Origin of the sequence: Dyella nitratireducens (genome assembly GCF_014642835.1) — a bacterium.
GTDB classification, from domain to species: domain Bacteria; phylum Pseudomonadota; class Gammaproteobacteria; order Xanthomonadales; family Rhodanobacteraceae; genus Dyella_B; species Dyella_B nitratireducens.
In genome coordinates, this window is record NZ_BMJA01000002.1 from 1,292,332 (window position 1) to 1,312,179 (window position 19,848).

General features: G+C 58.2%; 11 protein-coding genes. 4 read left to right on the forward strand and 7 right to left on the reverse strand.

All coding sequences use genetic code 11. The annotated features are described in order from the left end of the window. Positions 1-78: 78 nt before the first annotated feature. Positions 79-5,844, reverse strand: coding sequence for a hypothetical protein (locus tag IEX75_RS16455; protein WP_188795569.1), 5,766 nt, complete (start codon positions 5,842-5,844; stop codon positions 79-81). Between the two features lie 378 nt (positions 5,845-6,222). Between IEX75_RS16455 and IEX75_RS16460 the strand changes: the two genes are divergently transcribed. Further along, positions 6,223-6,390 (forward strand): phosphopantetheine-binding protein, encoded by a 168-nt coding sequence (locus IEX75_RS16460; RefSeq protein ID WP_268236490.1) that lies wholly within the window; start codon positions 6,223-6,225, stop codon positions 6,388-6,390. Between the two features lie 264 nt (positions 6,391-6,654). Here IEX75_RS16460 and IEX75_RS16465 read toward each other — a convergent pair whose 3' ends face one another. Together IEX75_RS16465 and IEX75_RS16470 are read right to left on the reverse strand one after the other, a co-directional pair. Further along, positions 6,655-7,944: a glycosyl hydrolase family 18 protein gene (locus IEX75_RS16465; protein WP_188795573.1), complete on the reverse strand. Its 1,290-nt coding sequence runs from the start codon at positions 7,942-7,944 to the stop codon at positions 6,655-6,657. 576 nt (positions 7,945-8,520) lie between these two features. Continuing rightward, positions 8,521-9,945 carry an aldehyde dehydrogenase family protein gene (locus IEX75_RS16470; RefSeq protein ID WP_188795575.1) on the reverse strand — a complete coding sequence of 475 codons (1,425 nt, stop codon included), beginning with the start codon at positions 9,943-9,945 and terminating at the stop codon, positions 8,521-8,523. A gap of 147 nt (positions 9,946-10,092) precedes the next feature. Between IEX75_RS16470 and IEX75_RS16475 the strand changes: the two genes are divergently transcribed. Continuing rightward, positions 10,093-10,995 carry a LysR family transcriptional regulator gene (locus IEX75_RS16475; RefSeq protein WP_188795577.1) on the forward strand — a complete coding sequence of 301 codons (903 nt, stop codon included), beginning with the start codon at positions 10,093-10,095 and terminating at the stop codon, positions 10,993-10,995. A gap of 448 nt (positions 10,996-11,443) precedes the next feature. On the opposite strand, the gene IEX75_RS16480 is transcribed toward IEX75_RS16475, so the two are convergent. Then, positions 11,444-11,584, reverse strand: a complete 141-nt coding sequence (locus IEX75_RS16480; protein ID WP_188795579.1) for a hypothetical protein — start codon at positions 11,582-11,584, stop codon at positions 11,444-11,446. A gap of 163 nt (positions 11,585-11,747) precedes the next feature. On the opposite strand from IEX75_RS16480, the gene IEX75_RS16485 reads away from it, so the two are divergent. Together IEX75_RS16485 and IEX75_RS16490 are read left to right on the forward strand one after the other, a co-directional pair. Then, positions 11,748-13,031 carry an SGNH/GDSL hydrolase family protein gene (locus IEX75_RS16485; RefSeq protein ID WP_188795581.1) on the forward strand — a complete coding sequence of 428 codons (1,284 nt, stop codon included), beginning with the start codon at positions 11,748-11,750 and terminating at the stop codon, positions 13,029-13,031. A 421-nt stretch (positions 13,032-13,452) separates the two neighbouring features. After that, on the forward strand, positions 13,453-14,568 hold the full coding sequence (locus tag IEX75_RS16490; RefSeq protein WP_188795583.1) for an RICIN domain-containing protein: 1,116 nt from the start codon (positions 13,453-13,455) through the stop codon (positions 14,566-14,568). Between the two features lie 419 nt (positions 14,569-14,987). On the opposite strand, the gene IEX75_RS16495 is transcribed toward IEX75_RS16490, so the two are convergent. The 3 genes from IEX75_RS16495 to IEX75_RS16505 are packed head-to-tail and all read right to left on the reverse strand — an operon-like array spanning position 14,988 to position 19,827. After that, the gene (locus tag IEX75_RS16495; protein WP_188795585.1) at positions 14,988-16,217 is read right to left on the reverse strand and encodes a glycosyltransferase family 4 protein; all 1,230 of its coding nucleotides are present in this window, start codon (positions 16,215-16,217) and stop codon (positions 14,988-14,990) included. 59 nt (positions 16,218-16,276) lie between these two features. After that, positions 16,277-17,698, reverse strand: a complete 1,422-nt coding sequence (locus tag IEX75_RS16500) for an HlyD family type I secretion periplasmic adaptor subunit (RefSeq protein ID WP_188795587.1) — start codon at positions 17,696-17,698, stop codon at positions 16,277-16,279. Beyond that, on the reverse strand, positions 17,695-19,827 hold the full coding sequence (locus tag IEX75_RS16505) for a type I secretion system permease/ATPase (protein WP_188795589.1): 2,133 nt from the start codon (positions 19,825-19,827) through the stop codon (positions 17,695-17,697). Before IEX75_RS16505 ends, IEX75_RS16500 begins: the two co-directional genes overlap by 4 nt. Positions 19,828-19,848 lie beyond the last annotated feature (21 nt).

A 19,848-nucleotide genomic window follows, 5' to 3' on the forward strand; every position in this document is an offset into this window, starting at 1 on the left:
CTACATTCGACCGCCGGTTCCGCGCGGCGACCTTGCGGTCGCGCGCAGCCCGGCCTCCGTATCGTTCGCTCAGTTGTTTCAGCTTGTCGCATAACCGGGCGGCAGCAGGATCACCTGGGCGGCGTTGTGATCCGGATCGGGCTGATCGACCACCACCATCAAGGGCGGGCTTACCGTGCCAGCCTCGATGTCAATGGTGTAGGTGACCAAGCCGCCCAGCGCCGGATTGATCGGACCGTACTGGAACTGGAATTGCTTCGGCAGGCCGGTGACGGTCGCGCTCCCTGTGCCCTGCCCGTTCTGGAACGCGGTGGTACCGAATACGCCTTTGGCGCCTGCCGATGCACTGATGGTCACGTTGTACGAGGAGGCACTCTTGCGCACGTTCGGCAGGAAGCTGCCCACCACCAGCAAATCGCCGGGCACGCGCGCCTGCTTCATGGTGATCAGTTGCTCGGCCGGGAACAGCAGATTCTCCAAGGCAAACACCGAGATCGGCTTGAAGGTGATTTGCTGCATGTACTGCTTGAGCGTCTTGGGCACCGAATCGCCCAGGCTCTTGAGCAACGCGATCTTCAGATCGTTGTCGTTGCATTCGCAAGGCCCGGTGGGCTTCAGGTCGGACGACTGGGAGAAGTCCACTGACGGCTCGACGGTGCTGAACTTCACCAGCTGGTCCCTGCCGGTGCCGGTGACTTCCAGCGGATAAGCGCCGGTCATGGTGATGTACGCCGTCGCACTGGAACCATGCCAATTACCCCAGCCTCCCGGGCTGCATCCGCCTCGACTGCAAACCGGCGGGTAATACTGCTGGTACTCAAAATTGACGTTGGTGCCACCGCTCGGCGGGCTCGCGGTACCGTTCGTATAGTTCATCACCAGGCCGGCGGCTGGTGAGCGTTCAAACTTCAGGCCGGTCAAATCCCACGTCAACGAATTGCCGCTGGACGAAATGCGAAAATTGGTCTGGGTGCCGCGAATCGTATACGGATTCTTGAAGTCCACATTGCCGGTCGCGCTACCCTGGCTGACCTCGGCACTCCACGCCTTGAAATCCTTGCCGGGATCGATCGCCTTGACCTGCAGATTGGTGCCGCCCTGATTGAAGCTGCTGACGAAGATGTGATCGAACATCAGCTTGGTGCTGATCATCAGGCTGACCGAGAAATCGCTCACGCCCGGGATCGGATTGCTCGGGTCATAAGGGACCGGCTCGTTCAGCGTGATGGTATGCGCATGCTGCACATCGCCCGTCGTGGCGATCAGGATCTGCAGGATGTTGTTGCCGGCATTGGTTGTCAGCGCGTTCAGCACGAACTTGGACGGCTGCAGCGCGACATCCTGGTTGAGATTGGTGTAGTTGATCGTCTGCACCTGGTATTTGATGTCGTTGGTTGCGTAGTAGCTCGCCAACGCATTGGATATCTGCACCGCATGGTGGTTCGGATCCCAATTGGGCGGATCGACTGCGAACTGGTTGAGCGTGAATGCACCGGCGGGGAAATCCAGCACGACCGTATGCGTTTCGCTCGACGAACCCTGCCCAGGTGGCGGCGTCACGATGCCCGATACCTTGGATAGCGCAACACTGCCATTGACGTACGGCTTTTTCGACACGTCGACGTTATTGGGCGTGCCCCATTCGATATCCGCGTAAACCGTATGCGTACCGCTGCCCGCACTTGTCAACGCAATCGGCGCACCACCGGCCGTGTTTGCCAGCTGCAGGCTGGTGACGGTCGCCGTACTGGTCCAGCCGACCACCCAATAATCGGTGTCGGCCTGCAAAGGCGCCGGCAACTGCCCAGTGGAGCGAAGCTTGACCTGCATGTTGTTCTCGAACACGCCGAGCACGGACAGGGTCAAGGTGCTTTGCCCGCTGCTGCCGGTGAAATGGACATCCTGATCGACCAGGTAGCACTTGGTGGGGTCGAAGCCGTTCTGGGTCACGCCGAGCGTGCCGACCACGACGCTGCCGCTCAGGATGTTCTGGACGACGGTAACGGAATCATTTCCGGGCACGAACTGCAGCAACGGGTTGCTGAGCTTGAAGGTCATCTTGGTGACATTGGTGAACCAGAAGCCGTGCACCTGCTGGACGTTTTCGCAGTAGTACGCACTGACTTTCATCAGGTTGTCCGAACTGCCGGGGTTGAGCTGCTTCACGTATTGCTGGAACTGCTGGTACAGGAAGGCGTTGACCGGGCCGGACAAAACATTGAACACCGCATCCCACTTCTGCAGCACCGCCTCGTTCTGGTACATCTGCGCTTCCAGGTTGGCCAGCGTAGGCGCGCTGCCGCTATTTATCTGGCCTACCATGGCCTTGAGCGACTGCGGCATGGGTGAGCGCAACGTCGGCCTGCGCAACAGCGCCGGATCGTCGTAGTGAGCGGTGATGTAGAAGTCCACTTCAATGGTGACAAACAAACTGTCGAATTCGATGCCCTGGTTGTTGCGCACATCGGACGGCAGGCTGATTTCCCAGGTCGAGAACGGCGTCAGGTGCGTCGTCTGCTTGGCGAATGTCCCCGTGTTGGTACCAAACTCGGCAGTGCCGGTGGCGATGTTGTACACATACGGCCCGAATTCGCGCCGCGAGGTGGCGAATGTGTATGCGTCTCGATTGTAGTCGCGGTCCTGGAACGGCTTGGCCTGACAGCTCAGGCGCGCCTCGTAGTTGCCGCTCGCACTGCTCTTGATGCCGAGGATGCGCGGTACCACGCGATCGATACGCACCATGTCGTAGCTGTAGAACTCCGAGCCGCACAGCGCGATCGGGAACTGGAATACGTTGCTGCCGGATACGCGCGAAGCCAGCACATTGGGTATGCGGATGGTGATCGGCTTGGGAACTTCCTGCGGCGGCGGATTCAGCCGCTGCAGCGCGGTGATGATCGCGTTGTCCTGCGTTGCGATCACCGTCTGCAGGTTGAGCAGGCTGAACGAGGTGATTGGCGTGGGCTGGCCGAAGTATTCGTACTGGATCGCGCCATCCTGCAATTCCAGCGTGCTTGCCAGCACCGACAACACCTGTTTGAGCTGATACTGAAGTTGTCCGGTAAGGCCGATCAGGTTGATGCTGTTGATGTCTGGCGCTCTTTTGCTATCGCCAAGATGCAGCATGCTGGTCAGTGCATCGAGCTTGCCCTGCTGCTCGCCGTTGATGGTCTTCAGGCGGTTCTGGTTGATGATCTGCATCGAGATCTGGCTGGCACGCGTTTGCGCTTCCAGCAACGCCGTGCCGATATTGACCAGTGTGTTGACCGCAGCGATCAGATCGGCCTTGTCCTGATTGAGCTTGCCGGTGTTGGGAACATTGGTCAGGGCCGCGCGCACATTTTCGGCAAGCGCCTGCAAATCCACCTGGCTGGGCAGATCCAGCGTGCCGGCCGCGGTCGCCGCGCTGATGTCCTTGGACAGGTCGTTGAGGTTCTTGATGTTGTTGGCGGCCTTCTCTACCGCCGACAGGCTCTGCAAGACCTTCATCACCGCCTGCAGCTTGTCGTACACATCCTTGATGGACTTGAGCGCCTTCAGCACGCCGCCTTCCGCTTCACCGGGGATGGCGGCCATGGCGAGACCGAGACTGAATACGCCCTCCACCGCGGATACGACACACTGGGCGACCAGGTCGTGGGCATAGTCCGAATAGTCCTGCTGGAACCGCTGGATGATGCCCTGGTCGCTGCCTGTATGGCTGATCACCGCTTGCTGATCGGCCAGCTTCTTGCTGAGCGACAGGATGTCCTTGGCAGTCTGCTCCTGCTGGTTGTTCAGCTGATTGAGCACGGAGTTGTAATAACCGTCCATGGCACCACGCCCGCTGGCCAGCACCTGGAAATACGATGTCAGTACGCCGCCGATCTGCTTGACGTTGTCGTTGAGGTTCGCGATCGAATCCATGATCTTGAAACTGTTGACGGTGTTGTTGATGGTGATCTGGTACTCGGAAATCTGCCCGGTAAGCGTCCTGGCCTGATCAATCATGTCGCCAACGAACTTGTTGTACGAGTCGTAGGTGACGTAAGGCACGTAAATGATGTCGCCGCCCATCGTTGCGACGTTGTTGGCCAGGTACAAGGCGCGTGCACGCGCCTCGGCCAAATCCAAATCGTGGGTATCCGCCGGAATCAGGCCGGCCAACCAGCGCAGATAGGTGCATTCCAGTTCGCGCACGGTATCGGCATTGGGACCGCGCGAATGCAATAGCGATTCACCGGCCACCAGCGAAAACTGGATGCTCTGCTTCAACGACCCAAACAACGCCGGATCGATGTTGTCGGCAAGCACGCCGCATACCGAGATCCTGGCGCGCCCATTGTTGGGATCGAGCTGGCTGTCGGTGGCAAACAGAATGCCATCCATCGCCACTTTGCGCTGCAAGGTATCGGTGTCTTCGGCCTCGAACACCATCGCGCCGTACATCTCTTCGCAAACCACCGTGAGATTGGCCAAGCCGTCCACGCTCATCGATAGCGTGGGAGTTTTCACGGCCTGGCTCATGTCGATGATCTGGGCGATCAGCGTAATCTGGTCACTCGGCAACGTCAGGGTGTCCGAGTTGACGCCCGCGGTCGTGTGCAGCACCTGCGAGAATGAGGTGAACGATTGCATCCTGAAATTCTCGGCGACGATGCTGCCGCCGAGCAGGTTGACCTTCGCCAGGTCGATGCGCTCCTGATACAGATCGATCGTCGGGGTGATGATGCTGCCGGCGCCGGTGTCGGCGGCCTCGGGGAATATCGTGGTCCAGTCGTAATCGATCTGCCGGGTCTGCGGGATGAGTACGCTGTCGCCGTATTTCTGCAGCAGGCCGCCCTTGACGATGCGATCCCAGGGGCCGGAAACCAGCGGGTTGGCGATCAGGTCGGCGATCGGCGTCAGCGTGAATGCGATCGGCACATTCAACACCAGCGGCAACATCAGCTTGTACGTATTGGCGGCGGCAAAAATACTGGCCTTGCCGGTTGGCAGATAAAGGCTGCTCCACTCACCCTTGGCGATGGCAGCATCCAGCAAGGGGTCGCGACTGAGGCAGCGCAGTGCGCCATACGCCGCAACGTAGCCGCGCCCGGATGCCGGCGACGTCATGAACGCCCATGCCGTGGCCAACGGGCCGACTACGGCCTTGCTGCCATCCGGCTGGACGGTCGCATCAGACTTGAAGCTGCTGCGAATCGACTCGAAATGCGTGGCATCGTAGGCGAATACCTGAAGCAACATGTCGCCGCTGGACACCTCGCTGATGAAGTGGCTTCCAAGCTGGTACAGCGCCGCCACGTATTGATCCGCGTCCGGCTTGCTGATCTTCGAGTCGTAAAGCACAGAGCCTGTTTTCGGTGCAACGGCCGGCGGGAGCGCGTCGATGATCGCCTTTGCTTCCGGCGTAAGGTAATCGGAGCGGTGTAAATACGATGGGCTCGCGCTGAACGGATGCGTGCAGCTCGAGTCCGGACGCGTCATCGTCACCAGCATGTAGCCGCGATCCTGCGAAAAATCGAGGCCAAGAAAAGTGCCGAGGGCGGCGAGTGCTGCGGTGTGGTCCGCGTCGTCAAGCGCCAACGGTCCGCTCGGCACGTCGATACCGGAGGGATCGCCCGACATGGGCGCGACCTGATACGCATAGAGCGTATTCAACAGACTGTCGGCCGACTCATGAATCGTAATGGTCGGCGTGGCGCTCCATTCCGGAAATGGCGCCTTGACCGGCGTAACCGTAACTGGCGCAACCGCTGCGGTAGGCGGCGCGAAAAAAGGCAATGAATCTGCTGCAGGAACCCATACCGGACGATATCCAAAAAACAGGTTTGCAGTCTTTCCAAGCTGCAAAATCGTATCCATGACTTTCCCTCGCTCAGTAGCGTTTTCGGATTGAAAATTCGCTCAATACGTTGGCCGTACCTGACCCCACGCCCGCCCGGCGCAAAGCTGCGCTCGATGTGGCGTCTCGACTCGACTGCTCGGGGAATTAAACCTGGATTTCGACTTCCCCCCCTTTTATAAGTGAGACCCCAATGGCGTGAAGCTGGCGTGATGACGTCATGCGTCACTCGATGATCGGAATAACACACGAAAATATCATTCGAAAAAAAAGTGCAACGTCATTGCAATGCAATTGGATAAACCATCTATATTCCTATAGATATCTCTGTCACGAAGAACGGTCGATCAACCATGGCAACATCCGGCGACGCCTTGAGCGATCCATAGCGCGCACTTATCGCAGATTATTTCGACTTGCCGGTGGCGCAAGTTGCGCCCGCTACCACGTTCGAATCGCTCAATGTCGACTCCATGGATCTCATCGAGATGGTCTTTCTTGTCGAGGAGCGTGCAGGCGTGTCGCTCGACGGAGCCTTGGAAGACTTGCGAGTGCGCATCGCCTGAGGTTTCCTCCCACGTTTTCGAGCTATTCAAGGAAGGACTTTTTCGTGGCCAATACTTAGCATTTTTACCTCAGCGTCATTCCGGCCTTCGCCCAGTGCTGTCCGGGGAAAGTGTTGCTTGTTCTAGCGACATGGCTAAAAGGCTCGTCGTCCCGGCGAAAGCCGGGACCCAGCGACTTGCAGATCGTCAAAGACACTGGGCCCCGGCGTTCGCCGGGGCGACGAATCGCTAGCGTTGAATGGGCTGGCAAAAATACAGACTTCGTTAGCCAAAAACAGCTTCAATTGAAGAAAGCACCCAAGTGTAACCACCGCCAGCAAGCAACACCTTTTGCGTGGTGCCGCTGAATGCAACGATTGTTTTACCGGAAGGTGCAGAAATGCTAGTTTCTTGCGTTCCAGAAACAGAAGGACTGATCGATCTCGGATAACTGGTGTTGTTTATCGTGATTTGCACGATGACATGATTGCCGTACCAATATCCCGTAACGTATTTGAACTGCTTCAGGCCATCAGGCAAGCTGATGGAGGACTGCGTAGGGACAGTGACGCCTCCGTGCTCCAACATCTCCACGACATACGTCCCGTCGTTGTTTTGATTGCTCGTCTGTATCGCATCAACCACTTCGCCAGTGCGCACAGCGATATTTTGCATCAGCGTAGCTGTCGTCTGGGCGCTAACAATGGCGCCGTCGTCGAAGGGCACCGAAACCGGACCCCCTTTAATATAGAGACGGTATAGCATTTGCTGACCTTGCTCAAACGACCAGTTCCCTGAATCCAATCGCCAAGTGCAAGTGGTTTTGTAAGGATAGTGGGCTCCCTTGGCCGTAAACCCCGCCATGTATTTTCTGTATGCCTGATAAGCGTTTTCATAAGGATTCGGATCTCCGCCTCCTTTGCTCTCGAACTTGGCACCGAAACCGAGAAGAGATGGATGGATGCCAATGTCGACAAAATCTCTTGCGGAAGTAAAACCAGAATAGGTTTGCAGGTTGATGATGTCGCAATTGCTATTTACAGCATTTGAGTCGAGTCCCGATGTGGTTGCGGGAGAGATGCTGATAAAGTAAGTAGCACCAAAGGCTTTCCTTAACGCATTCAACCAGGCAGCACATTGCGCCGGCGTCAGATTGCTGATCGGGTACTCCCAGTCGATATCAAATCCATCCATGTGGTTATTGCCAAGGTAGCTGGCGATATTGGATGCGAAGGCTGCCAGCGTCGCAGGGTTTCCAATAATCGTTTGAAGATCCTGAAAAATCTGATCTGTCCAGGCGAGTGTTGCAAACAATTTAATGCTTGGATTTTGAGATTTTGCATCGGCAACTATCATCTGCAAACCAGCGTTTCCCGTGCTGATTGTTGGTTGCTGTGGATTGGTCATATCGACGCCGTACCATGCGATGCACAAATAATCCAGCGTCTTATAAACACCATTGAGCCGCATTGAAACAAAATTGCTGTTAGGTGAAGAGGGCGATGTCGCCCCTGCAGGATGCAGCTCGGAATCGATCCAGGCGCCGATAGCACCATTGAAGATGTTTTTTTCCATTGCACAAGTCTCCTGAAAATTAGCTGGGATGCAGTGTTGCGAACGAAAATGGAGGCGACCGGAGAGAACGGCAAAGACCGACCGGTACCGAATGGCGCGTAGCTGAATATCCCCCACCGTCCCGAGCGCACGTATCCGGCTCGGGGCTTTGCGTATTAACGACGCGATTGCGTGTATTCAGCGTGAAATGGCATGACGCGAGTGAGGAAGAAACGAATCAGCCTACCTTCGCCTCCGGGCGGCCCCAATGTTCGCACCGGAAACAAAAGAAAAGGCGCCAGCTTGAATTAATGGCTAGGCGCGCGTCTGCTCAAACCCATATCGCATTGCATCTACTGGAATATCAACGTCACTATTTTTTAGTGTCCGGAACTTGATGCAATACCCTGTTTACCTCAGCGTCATTCCGGCGAAGGCCGGAATCCATCGCCAATACGAAGCATGGATTGACCAGCTTCGCTGTTGTAAAGCTCCTCGGCCTTCGCCGGAATGACGCCGAGGTAATTTAATAGACCTTGGCTAGGCCGCAATAAAACGCGTCAGGAATAACGTGAGCACCAGGACGGATCGGTGAGATTACCCCGCCGCCATCAGCAAGGTCTTCGGCTCCAGGTACGCGCTCATGCCCCATCGCCCCATCTCGCGGCCAAGCCCGGAATGCTTGAAACCACCGAACGGTGCGCGTGGTTCGTGGGCGAGCGTGTTGACGAGTACGCGGCCGGAGTCGATCTGGCGTGCCACGCGCTCGCACCGTTCGAGGTTTTTACCTAGTACGACGGCACTGAGGCCGTAGCGTGTGTCATTGGCAATGGCGATGGCATCGGCCTCGCTGTCGTAGGGAATAATCGTGAGTACGGGGCCGAAGATTTCCTCACGCGCGATGCGCATGCGGTTGTTCGCGCCGGTGAAGATCGTCGGCTTCACGAACCAGCCAACGTGCAGGCCATCGGGTCGACCCTCGCCGCCGGCGAGTACTTGCGCGCCCTCCTCGATGCCAAGTCGGATGTAGCTCTGTACGCGTTCCCACTGCTTCGCGCTGACCATCGGACCGATGTCGGTCGTCGCATCACGCGGATCGCCGGACTTGACCTGTGCGACAGCCACCTTCGCGACCTGCTCGAATTCCTTCAGCCGCTGCCGCGGCACCAGGATGCGTGTGCCTGCGATACAGGCTTGGCCACTGTTCGCGAACCCCGCCTGCAGCACTAGCGGCATGATGGCGGCGAAGTCCGCGTCGTCGAGCACCACGGTCGGCGACTTGCCGCCCAGCTCCAATGTCACGCGCTTCATCGTCTCGGCACCGGTACTGACCAGATGCTGGCCAACCGCAGAGGAACCGGTGAACGAGATCTTGGCGACGTCGGGATGGCGCGCGATGGTTTCGCCAACCACATCGCCGCGGCCATTGACGATGTTGAACACACCTTTGGGAAGGCCCGCTTCGTGCAATGCCTCGATGACGACCTGCGTCTGCATCGCACTCATTTCGCTGGGCTTGATGACAGCGGTGCAGCCGGCCGCCAGCGCCGTCGCCAACTTGTTGCAGATAAAGCCTGCATCGCTATTCCACGGCGTGATCAGGCCAGCTACGCCGACTGGCGTCAGGATCACCCGCGCGCTGCCGACTTGTTCCTCGAACTCGAAGGATCGCAGCGCTTCAATGGCCTGCATGATGACGTCGGCCGGATAGGTCGCCATCCAGCGACCACGCGCGTGCGGCGCGCCGTATTCGGTGACGACGGCTTCCATCAGCGCATCCTCGCGCGCCGCGATGGCTTTATGCATGCGCTGAAGCGCATCGATGCGCTCCTCGCGCGTGGTGCGCGACCATGCGGGAAACGCCGCCTTCGCCGCCGCGATCGCGCGCTGCGCGTCCTGCTCGTCGCCCAGCCGAACCTGGCCGATGACTTCCTCGGTGCTGGGGTTGTGCAGGTCGAACCATTCCTGGCCGTGCGGCACGACGAATTCGCCGTTGATGTAGATGTGTTCGATACGTTGCATGTCGATGTCCTCTGGGAAGGTGAAGGTGCCCCGCCAAGCTGGGAGAGCCGGCACTTGGGGGCGTTGCACAACGCAGTCTAGGGAGGGATCATTGTTCTGATAATCCGATTTATAGTGAATGGCATATTCCGAATATCAGGACAATCCATGCATCGCACGGGAATGACCGAACTCGAAGTGATCCTTGCCGTCGCGCGTCGCCACAGCTTTCGCGGCGCGGCGCAGGAGCTGGGCATGTCGACCACGGCGGTGAGCGGCGCCGTGGCGGGACTGGAGGCACGCCTCAAGGTGCGCCTGTTCAATCGCTCGACGCGCAGCGTGGCACTCACCGACGCGGGGCGGCGCTACGTAGAGCGAATCGCCCCGGCACTCGCCGAAATCCACAGTGCCGGTGAGGAAGCCGGCAGCGGCCCCGACACGCCCAGCGGCACGCTGCGGATCAATGCGCCGCAGGGCGCGGCGTCGTTGCTGCTGGAACCTCTGTTCGGCCCCTACGCGCAACGCTACCCCGAGGTGCGCATCGACCTGGTGAGCGAGTCGCGCATGATCGACATCGTGGCGGAAGGCTTCGACGCCGGCATCCGCCTTGCCGAATCGGTGCCGCAGGACATGATCGCCGTTCCACTCTCACGCGACCTGCGCATGTTGGTGGTGGCGACGCCCGACTATCTCGAACGCCACGGCACGCCCAGGCATCCGCGCGACTTGCTCAAGCACGAGAGCATCGGCATGAACATGTCGCACGGTGGCATCTACCGCTGGGAACTGGAGAAGAACGGCCGCAAGCTGCAGATGGACCTGCCGGTGCGCATGGCACTCAATGAGCTTGCCGCGATCAAGCGGGCGGTGTTGCTCGGATTGGGCATCGGCTTTGTTTCCGAATGGTTCATCGCGGAGGAACTGCAGGTCGGCACACTGGTGCCCGTGCTGGTGCCGTGGTGCCAACCCTTCGGCGGCTTGAGGCTTTATTACCCGGGCCGCCGTTTTGTGCCTGCACGGCTGCGCGCACTGATCGAGCTGGCGAAGGAGTTGCCGCTGGCCACGGGCTGAAACAGGTTCCCCAATGTTGGCGACAGCACAAGGGAGGACTTGACGTCGAACCAGGGCAACGCGCACTTGGCAGTAGTCCACGATCACTCGCGCCAATGCTGTGGACTGTCACGGGAATCACCCACTGCTGTCCGGGGAAAATGAGCAGTAAGCCAAAAGAGCGTCAGCATCTCGCCGCAAGACATTTTTTGCTGGCAAATTCAACGCTCCCGATTCGTCGCCCCGGCGAAAGCCGGGGTCCAGTGACTTTGACGCTCTTCAAGTCACTGGGTCCCGGCTTTCGCCGGGACGACGAACTATCAAGCATGGCGGCGAGTGTTAGTGATATTTCCCCGGACGGCAGTGGGGAATCGCCAGATCGCAATTTTCATGAGTGATCAATCTGCTTTACGAGCAGGCACTCAGCACGTTCGATTGGCTTTGCGATTTTTTGGTCAATTGGACCTTTCTAGTCGAAGCCGATGTTATGACGATGCGGCGTCCCCAGTGGTTGTAAAGCAATGATTTGCGATTTCAATGCGTGAGTTATCGTTGCGTCGCTGCCATTGAAATCCAGACGCCCGGTTAATGCCTTGACATCAGCTTTCATAACGAATTCGCCATACGACTGGCGATAGAACGCCCGCTCCCCACACGTACTCAAGAACGTTTTCGCGTGTCCGCCCGCACGGGCGGCTTGACAGCTTTTGCCTGCCCCAAGTCGAAACGCCCTCAGTAACACACGTGCAAGCCACCACCAAGGAGAAATGGTTATGAGCAACCGCGTATTCCAGAGAGGCACTCGCACCTTTTATTTACTCGGAAGAATCACCGCCGTCATGGCGTTGGTTGTGCTTTTGTCGGCAGCCTGTGTTCAACCGCCGTGGTTCGCAACCTGGTATGCAGCGCCGCAGAACTACAACATCCTTTTCCCTGGCGTCACCGTTCCGCCTCTCGCCATCTCGAACCAGTCGGTACGTCAGATTGTCCACACATCGCATGGCGGCAGTCTGCTCCGCGTCAAGCTGTCCAATTTCTTCGGAACCACACCTGTCACGTTCGCCGAAGCCCACATTGCACGCAGCACGGGCAACGGCGGCATCGACCCCGCCACGGATCATGCGCTGCAATTCGCTGGCGAAGGCACCGTAACGCTCGCGCCCGGCGAAGAACGATGGAGCGACCCGGTCTATTTGCAGGTGCCGACGCAATCGGATCTGGCAATCAGCCTGTACGTGCCGCAGAACACGCCCGTCGTCACCACCCACACGATAGGCATGCAAACCAATTACCTATCACCGGGCGACCAGGCCGGCGCCGCGATGATGGCCAATGCCACGGCAACTACCATGTACTACTGGCTCAGCGAGGTTGACGCATCCACAGTCGACTCCTCTGACAGCGGCACCGACCTGTGGGCACATCCGTACAAGGTGGTCGTCGCGTTCGGCGACTCGATCACCGACGGATATGGTTCGACCATCAATGCCAACCACCGCTGGCCCAACGACCTCGACAATCGCGTGCAGTCCGATGCTGAAGACCTGGGCCGCGTAAGCGTGGTCAATGCCGCCATCGCCGGCAATCGCTGGATCTACGACGGCGTCGGCCCTGCCGGTGTGACGCGATTCGCCCACGATGTCGTCGGTGTTTCGGGCGCCACCCACGTCATGATCCTGCTGGGCGTCAACGACATCGGCATCGGCGAGCAAATTCCGCAGCAAAATGTTTCCGCCGATCAGATCATCGCGGCCATGCAAGCGACCATCGCTCAGGCGAAAGCAAACGGGATCAAGATTTACCTGGGAACAATAACCCCTTACAACGGCGCCTCGTACTACGACGCCGCAGGGGAAATGAAGCGCGAGGCCGTGAACGCCTTCGTGCGCTCGGCGAACGGCGCCGACGGCGTACTCGATTTCGACCAGGTCGTGCGAGATCCGTCCAATCCCACCGCGCTATTGCCCGCTTACGACAGTGGTGATCATTTGCATCCCAACGACGTTGGATACCAGGCGATGGCGAACTCCATCGATCTTGGCGTGCTTGAAGACTGATACTCGACAGCAACGAACGACCGATGATGGAGGGCGGCGCCTGGTTCGGCGGCGACCGCCCTGCTCGCTGCCATCGGATTCAAGACTTCCATTCCTCGGTATAGGCAAAGTGAGCGAAATTGCTTGGTGAGATTCGCTTCACCCTAGCTCCCTCCTGTCGCCCATAAGAGAGGGGACCGATCACGACACTATCTCGACACATGCTGATCCGTGCGTAGCAAGCAGACTCATCCGTTGAAAATAGCTACGTAAACGTTCTCACGTTCCATCGACTTGCATCCGCATAGGCTCGCTGTCGGGAATGACCGCGCACATCACCACATGCCGCAGCGCACTGCGGCGTGGCAGTGATATTCGCGAGCGTTCGCCTATGCAAGCCATCAGCGTCAATCAACAAGGGGGTCAATTAACGGAGGCAATCATGAAGGCGACAAAGAGCTTGTATACCCTGTCATGGCTTTTGTTGTTTCCATTCTTCGCTCACGCTGGCGATGTACCCGGCACCTATGCCAAGTATCAATGGAGTTCCTCGGTTACCGGGCTGACTTCGGTGGACTATGACATCAACGTGCAAGCCGATCCGGGTTACCGCGCGAATGTGCGCTTCGCCAACCGGTTCCATCTGGCCGGTAGCAGCAACGGCGGCTATGTCGGCATGGAAGACAACAGCCGCGTCGGCCCCAACTTCGTGTTTACGGTGCGAGGCGCAACGCAGTACACGGCCGGCGATCCGGGCAGCTATTGCGTCACCTTGGGCGGCAAAGACGGCGGCATCCGTTGCCGCCTGCCCTATAGCTGGATACCAACCAATAACTATCAGTTCCAGCTTGCCTATGTAGGCGGCGAGTGGCTGAACGTTACGGTCACCGATACCTACACCAACCAGTCCTTCAACCTGGGCAGCATCCTCACTGACGCCACCAGCATTTCGCCGCAAGGCATGGAGAGCCAGACGAAATATCTAGAAGCAAATTCGCCTCATTCGAACTGCTACAACCAGCCTTACAGTGACGTGATATTCGGCGCACCCAGCAGCAACGGTGTCCAAGCGACTGTTTCGGGTACTGGAACCAACACAACGTGCGCCACCTTCAGCAACGTACTTAACGGCGAACAGTTCAACGGCGCCGGCAACTTGCTGCGTGGTTTGTACCAGGGTGACGATGGTCTTTGCGTGGATGCGGGGGACGGCCACACCAATAACGTGGCGGCTACCACCCAGACCTGCAACAAAAAGAAGGAGGCCCAAGCCTGGGTGCTCGGAAAGGACGGCACCATGCGGCTACAGAGCAATCTTTGCCTGGACGTCGCCAATGCCAATTCGCCGTCCGGCGCGGCGGTGGTTGTGGATCAGTGCACGGACAGCGCCAGCCAGCAGTGGTGGGTCGGGGGCGACGGCAATTTGTTATTTAGCAGTCTCGCCAACTCTCAGTATTGCCTGACGGAGGGAGCTGCCGGTACACAGCTGACGGTGCAGGAATGCACGGGACAAACAGGTCAGAATTGGTCTATGCCGTTGCTGCCGGTGCTGCCGTAGGCGTGGTTCTGATGTGATCGGTTGCCCGACGGAAACGACGCTTGAAGACGGAGCTTTTCTCGACGTCGTTGGATGGGGTGATTCGCATCAATCGGAGTTGGTCGTCATCCGGGCTAAGGCCGGGACCCAGCGACTTGCAGAATCGCCAAAGTCACTAGGCCTCAGCTTTCGCCGGGGTGACGGATCGGCGGCGTTGAAAGAGATGTCATCCCCATGGAGATAGATAGCGATCGCACATTTTTTCACTCATTGCTTTAGCCACCGTCCTGGTCATTTAGATTTCCAACGAATTCTCCATTTGGACCTATCATGTCCCCAGTATCCGGGTTGACACCGAAGTCACTATCTTCTCGTGCTCTGAGGACAGCTTTCCCGAGCGCCATGGTGGAAATGATTTTCAGAGCAAGCTCTGTGCATTGCTAAACAGCCTCTATGATTTCCTTTTGCCTCGGCAAGCAAACCATCCTCAAATCGTAACGTTCGATAATGGTGCGTCGTGCTTCGTCACGGATAGCTTGTAAGCGATCCGGAGCCTCGCACACTCGGTGAATGGCATTGATCAGCTCGTCGGACGAGAAGAAGTCCACCAGAAATCCATTTTTACCGTCCTCAATCACCTCTTGGACAGGTGGCGTTTTCGAACCGATCACCAGGCACCCTGCGGCCATCGCCTCCATCATTGACCACGACAGCACAAAGGGATACGTCAAATAAATATGTGCCGTCGAGACCTGCAGCACATGCAAGAAAGTCTTGTACGGCAGCTTGCCCACAAAATGAACGCGACTGGCGTCATAGCACCCTTCAATTTCAGCCAGGTATTTCTCGCGATAGGTTCCCTTTGGCAATCGTCGGCCGTACGACACATCATTGCCACCGACGATAATGACGTGTGCTTTCGGCCTCGCCTTTAACAGCTCGGGCAACGTCCGCATGAACGTATGAAAGCCCCGATAAGGCTCCAGGTTGCGGCTGACGAAGGTGATGACCTCATCCTTTCGGGTCAATCGCAACTGCTTCTTGGGAAACTGCACAAACGCGTCAGGATCCGGTGTAACCGCTTGCGTATCAACTCCATCATGAATGACTTCAATCTTGGGCTGATAGGTCAGTGGAAAACGGGTCTTCTGCCACGTTGTTGGCGCAATGCCGATATCCGCCTGCTCCAGCGCCATCAGGTGGTGGAAATTCCGCACCCTGAGACGCAGCACGTCATCCGCCGAGTTCGGAAACTCCGGATCGAAGTTAAAGTCCTGCCCGGTCGTGTGGTAGTAGAACTCGCAAAAATGGACCAGCTTTGCGCGCGGAAACACGTCTTTCAGAAACAGGGTCTCGCCCCATCCCGGATGCGCATAGACCACATCGGGATAGAAGCCTGCCTTTTTCAAACGCAACAACGCCGTGAGCACTACCTGGCCACGCTGCACCGCGGCCTCGGTCGTGCGCAAGGTCGGAAGCGTCGTGGCTGATGTAGCGGGTGGCGTTTCGTAACCGACCAGCTTCACCCCGGGGATGGGCTTGCGGATGTTTTCTTTTAGACGCTTCATCTCGCCCAGCCCTACCACTTGGCAGCCGGGCTGTTGCCCATAATGCACGAGCAGATGGCGGTATTGGCCGGGCAAGTTCTGGTGAATAAGCAGCAAACGCACTGTAGGTCTACCGTGGAGTAAGTGATGACAAGAAAGGCCGCTCGCTGGATGCCAGGCCGCTAACGCTCGTGCAGACTTTCGTTGAGATGCTCGACCAGCGGGCTCAGCACATAGCTGATGATGCGACGACGCCCCGTCTTGATCTCCGTGGTCACCGCCATGCCCGGTGTAAGCTTGATCAGGCGATCGTCAATCTGCATGGTGTCGCGCGGCAGAGCGACTTCGGCGGTGAAGATAAGCCCCAGTTTGTCGTCCTGCTTGGCGTCGTTGGATACCTGAATGACCGTGCCATGCAGCACGCCATAGCGTGTGAAGGGAAACGTCTCGACCTTGACCTCCGCCGGTTGTCCTTCTTTGACAAAACCAATGTCCTGGTTGTCGACGATCGCTTCAACCAGCAAGGTCGACCCCGCTGGCACAATCGTCATCAGCGTCTGCGCCGGCGTCACCACACCACCGATGGTATGAATGGCTAACTGTTGCACCGTACCGTCCACCGGTGCGGTCAAATGCATCAGGCGCCGGTGCTGGCTGGCCTTGGCCAGATCCTGGACCAGTTCGTTGGCCTTTTGATTGTCGTCATGGATTTTCTCCAACCAGGTACGGCGCACATCGTCGACGTACGCGTCCCGCTTGCGAACGGCGGAATCCAGTGCGGCTACGATCTCCGTGTGTTTGTCACGTTGTGCGGCCAGGTCCTGCTGGATCTGGATAACGGCCTGCTGTTCGTTGTAGTAATCGTGACGTCCCACGTATCCCTTCACGATCAGGTCGGCGTAATCTTTTTCCTTCTGCTGTTCGATCGGCAAGGTGTGCGATAGCTTGCCGATCTCGTCGTCGGTTTCATGCAAACTCGCCTGGCTCTGCGCAATGTCGGCATTCATCTTGTTGAGGTTGCTGACGTAGTCCGCATACTCGCCCTCCAAAATGCGCTGTTCCGATGACTGTTCCATCTTGGAACCCAAGGAGGGATTGGCATCCAGCTTCGGCGGATGATGATGAGCGATCGCGTCCAGCAGCGCTTGCGCACGCGCGATTTCATCCCGGGTGGCATAAAGGTCGGATTGCGCCCGCGAAGCGTCGGACGAAGCATCCGTGGCATCCAGATCAATCAGCGCATCGCCTCGCTTAACCTGTTGACCGTCGTTGATGTGGATCGTGGTCACCACAGCGGTGTCCTGCGACTGAATCGTCTTCACCTCACCATGGGGCACGATCTTGCCTGGTGCCGTGGCTACAATGTCGACCTTGCCCAAGGTGGCCCAGGCCACGGCCATCACCAGCAATCCCATGATCACCCCGGAGGCGATCCGTGGCGCGGGATGCACCGGGGTATCACGCAAGGCCAAGGCAGCAGGCAGAAATTCGTTTTCATGCCGCAGACGCGGCACCGTATCGAGCTCATGCCGCATCGTCCATGCGACCGTGAAAACCTGGGTATAGCGGCGGCGCAGGTCGCCCAGTGCTCTTAGCATGCTCATGCTTGCTGCAACCGGTAGAGGCGGGCGTAATGGCCCGCTTGACGCTCGAGCAGTTCCTGATGGCTGCCCTGCTCCACGATGCGTCCATGATCCATGACGATGATGCGCTGGGCATCGCGCACCGCCGACAACCGGTGCGCGATGATGATCACCGTGCGTCCCTGGCAAATGGCACGCATATTGGTCTGAATGATGCGTTCGGACTCGTAATCCAGCGCACTGGTCGCTTCGTCGAAGATCAGAATGCGCGGGTTAGTCATCAAGGCGCGCGCAATGGCGATCCGTTGCCGCTGACCACCGGACAGCGAGGAGCCTTGCTCTCCCACCATCGTGTCGTAGGCCTCCGGCAGCTCCAGAATGAATTCGTGCGCACCGGCCAGTTTGGCTGCTTGAATCACTTCATCGAGGCTGGCACCCGGATCAGCGAAGGCAATGTTCTCGCGCACGGTGCGGTTGAACAGCACGTTTTCCTGCAACACAACACCGATTTGCCGGCGCAACGAGGAGACGTCAACGAGTGCTAAGTCGACACCGTCCACCAGCACACGTCCGCGCTCAGGGACATACAAGCGCTGCACGAGCTTGGTCAGCGTGCTTTTGCCCGATCCAGAGCGCCCAACGATACCAATGACCTCGCCCGGCTCGATCATCAGATCGACGCCCTGCAAAACTTCGGGCGTATCGGGTCGGTAACGGAAGGTGACATTCGCCAATTCGATGCGACCTTCCAGTGCTGGCATCGCACTGCGGTGCGATACGGGCGTCTCGGTAGGCGTGTTGAGAATATCGCCCAAACGCTGCATCGAGATGCCGGTCTGCTGGAAGTCCGTCCACAACTGGGCGATCCGCATGATCGGCTGCGCCACGCGTCCGGCCAGCATGTTGAAAGCGATCAGCTGCCCTACCGTGAGATCACCGCTGATCACCAGGCGTGCACCCACCCAGATCGTCACCACGGTGACAAGCTTGCCGACGAAGTTCACGCCCTCGCGTGCCATGGCACCCAGGGTGGTCGTGCGGAAGCCTGATGCGACGTAACCGGCCACCTGGTTTTCCCACTGGCGCGTCATCTGCGGCTCGACCGCCATCGCCTTCAGCGTCTGAATGCCACTGATCGTTTCGACCAGGAAGGCCTGGTTTTCGGCACCGCGATTGAATTTTTCTCGCAATCGCCCTCTTAGCGCAGGCGTGAGCAAGACCGACAGCAGCGCATACAAAGGTAAAGACGCCACTACCGCCAGGGTCAGCCAACCGCTGTAAAGCAACATCACTCCGATAAAGACGAATGAGAACAGCACGTCCATCACCAGCGTGATGGCATTGCCGGTCAGAAAACTGCGGATGTTCTCCAGCTCACGCACGCGTGCCACCGAGTCACCCACACGGCGCGCCTGGAAATACGACAACGGCAGTGCCACGAGATGGCGAAACAGGCGTGCACCCAGTTCGACGTCAATGCGGCTGGTGGTATGCGAAAAGACATAGGTGCGCAGGCCGCTCAGCACGGATTCGAAGATCGAGCAGAAGAGCAGACCCATCGCAATCACATCCAAGGTATCCAGGCCGCGATGCACCAGCACCTTGTCCATCACCACCTGAAAGAACAGTGGTGTGACCAGGCCGATCAGCTGCAAGAAGAACGATACGAGCAACACCTCGCCCAGCAACTTGCGGTACTTGACCACGGCCGGGACGAACCAGCTGAAGTCAAACCGGGCCAGGTCGCCGGCGATGGACGCCCGCGAAGTAAACAGGATGACGGATCCCGCCCAACGCTCACGCAACTGCGCCACAGAAAGCTTCTGGGGCTGGCCAGCATGAGGATCGTGAATCAATACGCTAGTGTCATCGGCTCGCGCCAGGACGAAGAAGCCCCCTGCTCCATCCATGGCCATAGCCGGCAGAGGAAGCTTGGCCAAGCGTTCCATGCTCGCATGGACGTGTTTGGCTTTCAGCTTCAACGCCCGCGCGGCCAGCAAAATGTCCTGGGTGCCAAAAGGTTTTCCGCTTTCCTGGAATTCATGGGCGAGCTGAATCGGGTCTGCGGCCACGCCATGAAAGCGCGCCAGGACCACCAGGCACGCCAAGCCGCTATCAATAGGCGCTCCGGCCTCGACTGTTTCCGTCACTGTCCATCCCCCTTACGTACC

Coding starts and splice junctions, on each gene's coding strand:
- IEX75_RS16455 (WP_188795569.1), bottom strand. CDS start 5,844: ATGGATACGATTTTGCAGCTTGGAAAGACTGCAAACCTGTTTTTTGGA.
- IEX75_RS16465 (WP_188795573.1), bottom strand. CDS start 7,944: ATGGAAAAAAACATCTTCAATGGTGCTATCGGCGCCTGGATCGATTCC.
- IEX75_RS16470 (WP_188795575.1), bottom strand. CDS start 9,945: ATGCAACGTATCGAACACATCTACATCAACGGCGAATTCGTCGTGCCG.
- IEX75_RS16475 (WP_188795577.1), top strand. CDS start 10,093: ATGCATCGCACGGGAATGACCGAACTCGAAGTGATCCTTGCCGTCGCG.
- IEX75_RS16480 (WP_188795579.1), bottom strand. CDS start 11,584: ATGAAAGCTGATGTCAAGGCATTAACCGGGCGTCTGGATTTCAATGGC.
- IEX75_RS16485 (WP_188795581.1), top strand. CDS start 11,748: ATGAGCAACCGCGTATTCCAGAGAGGCACTCGCACCTTTTATTTACTC.
- IEX75_RS16490 (WP_188795583.1), top strand. CDS start 13,453: ATGAAGGCGACAAAGAGCTTGTATACCCTGTCATGGCTTTTGTTGTTT.
- IEX75_RS16500 (WP_188795587.1), bottom strand. CDS start 17,698: ATGAGCATGCTAAGAGCACTGGGCGACCTGCGCCGCCGCTATACCCAG.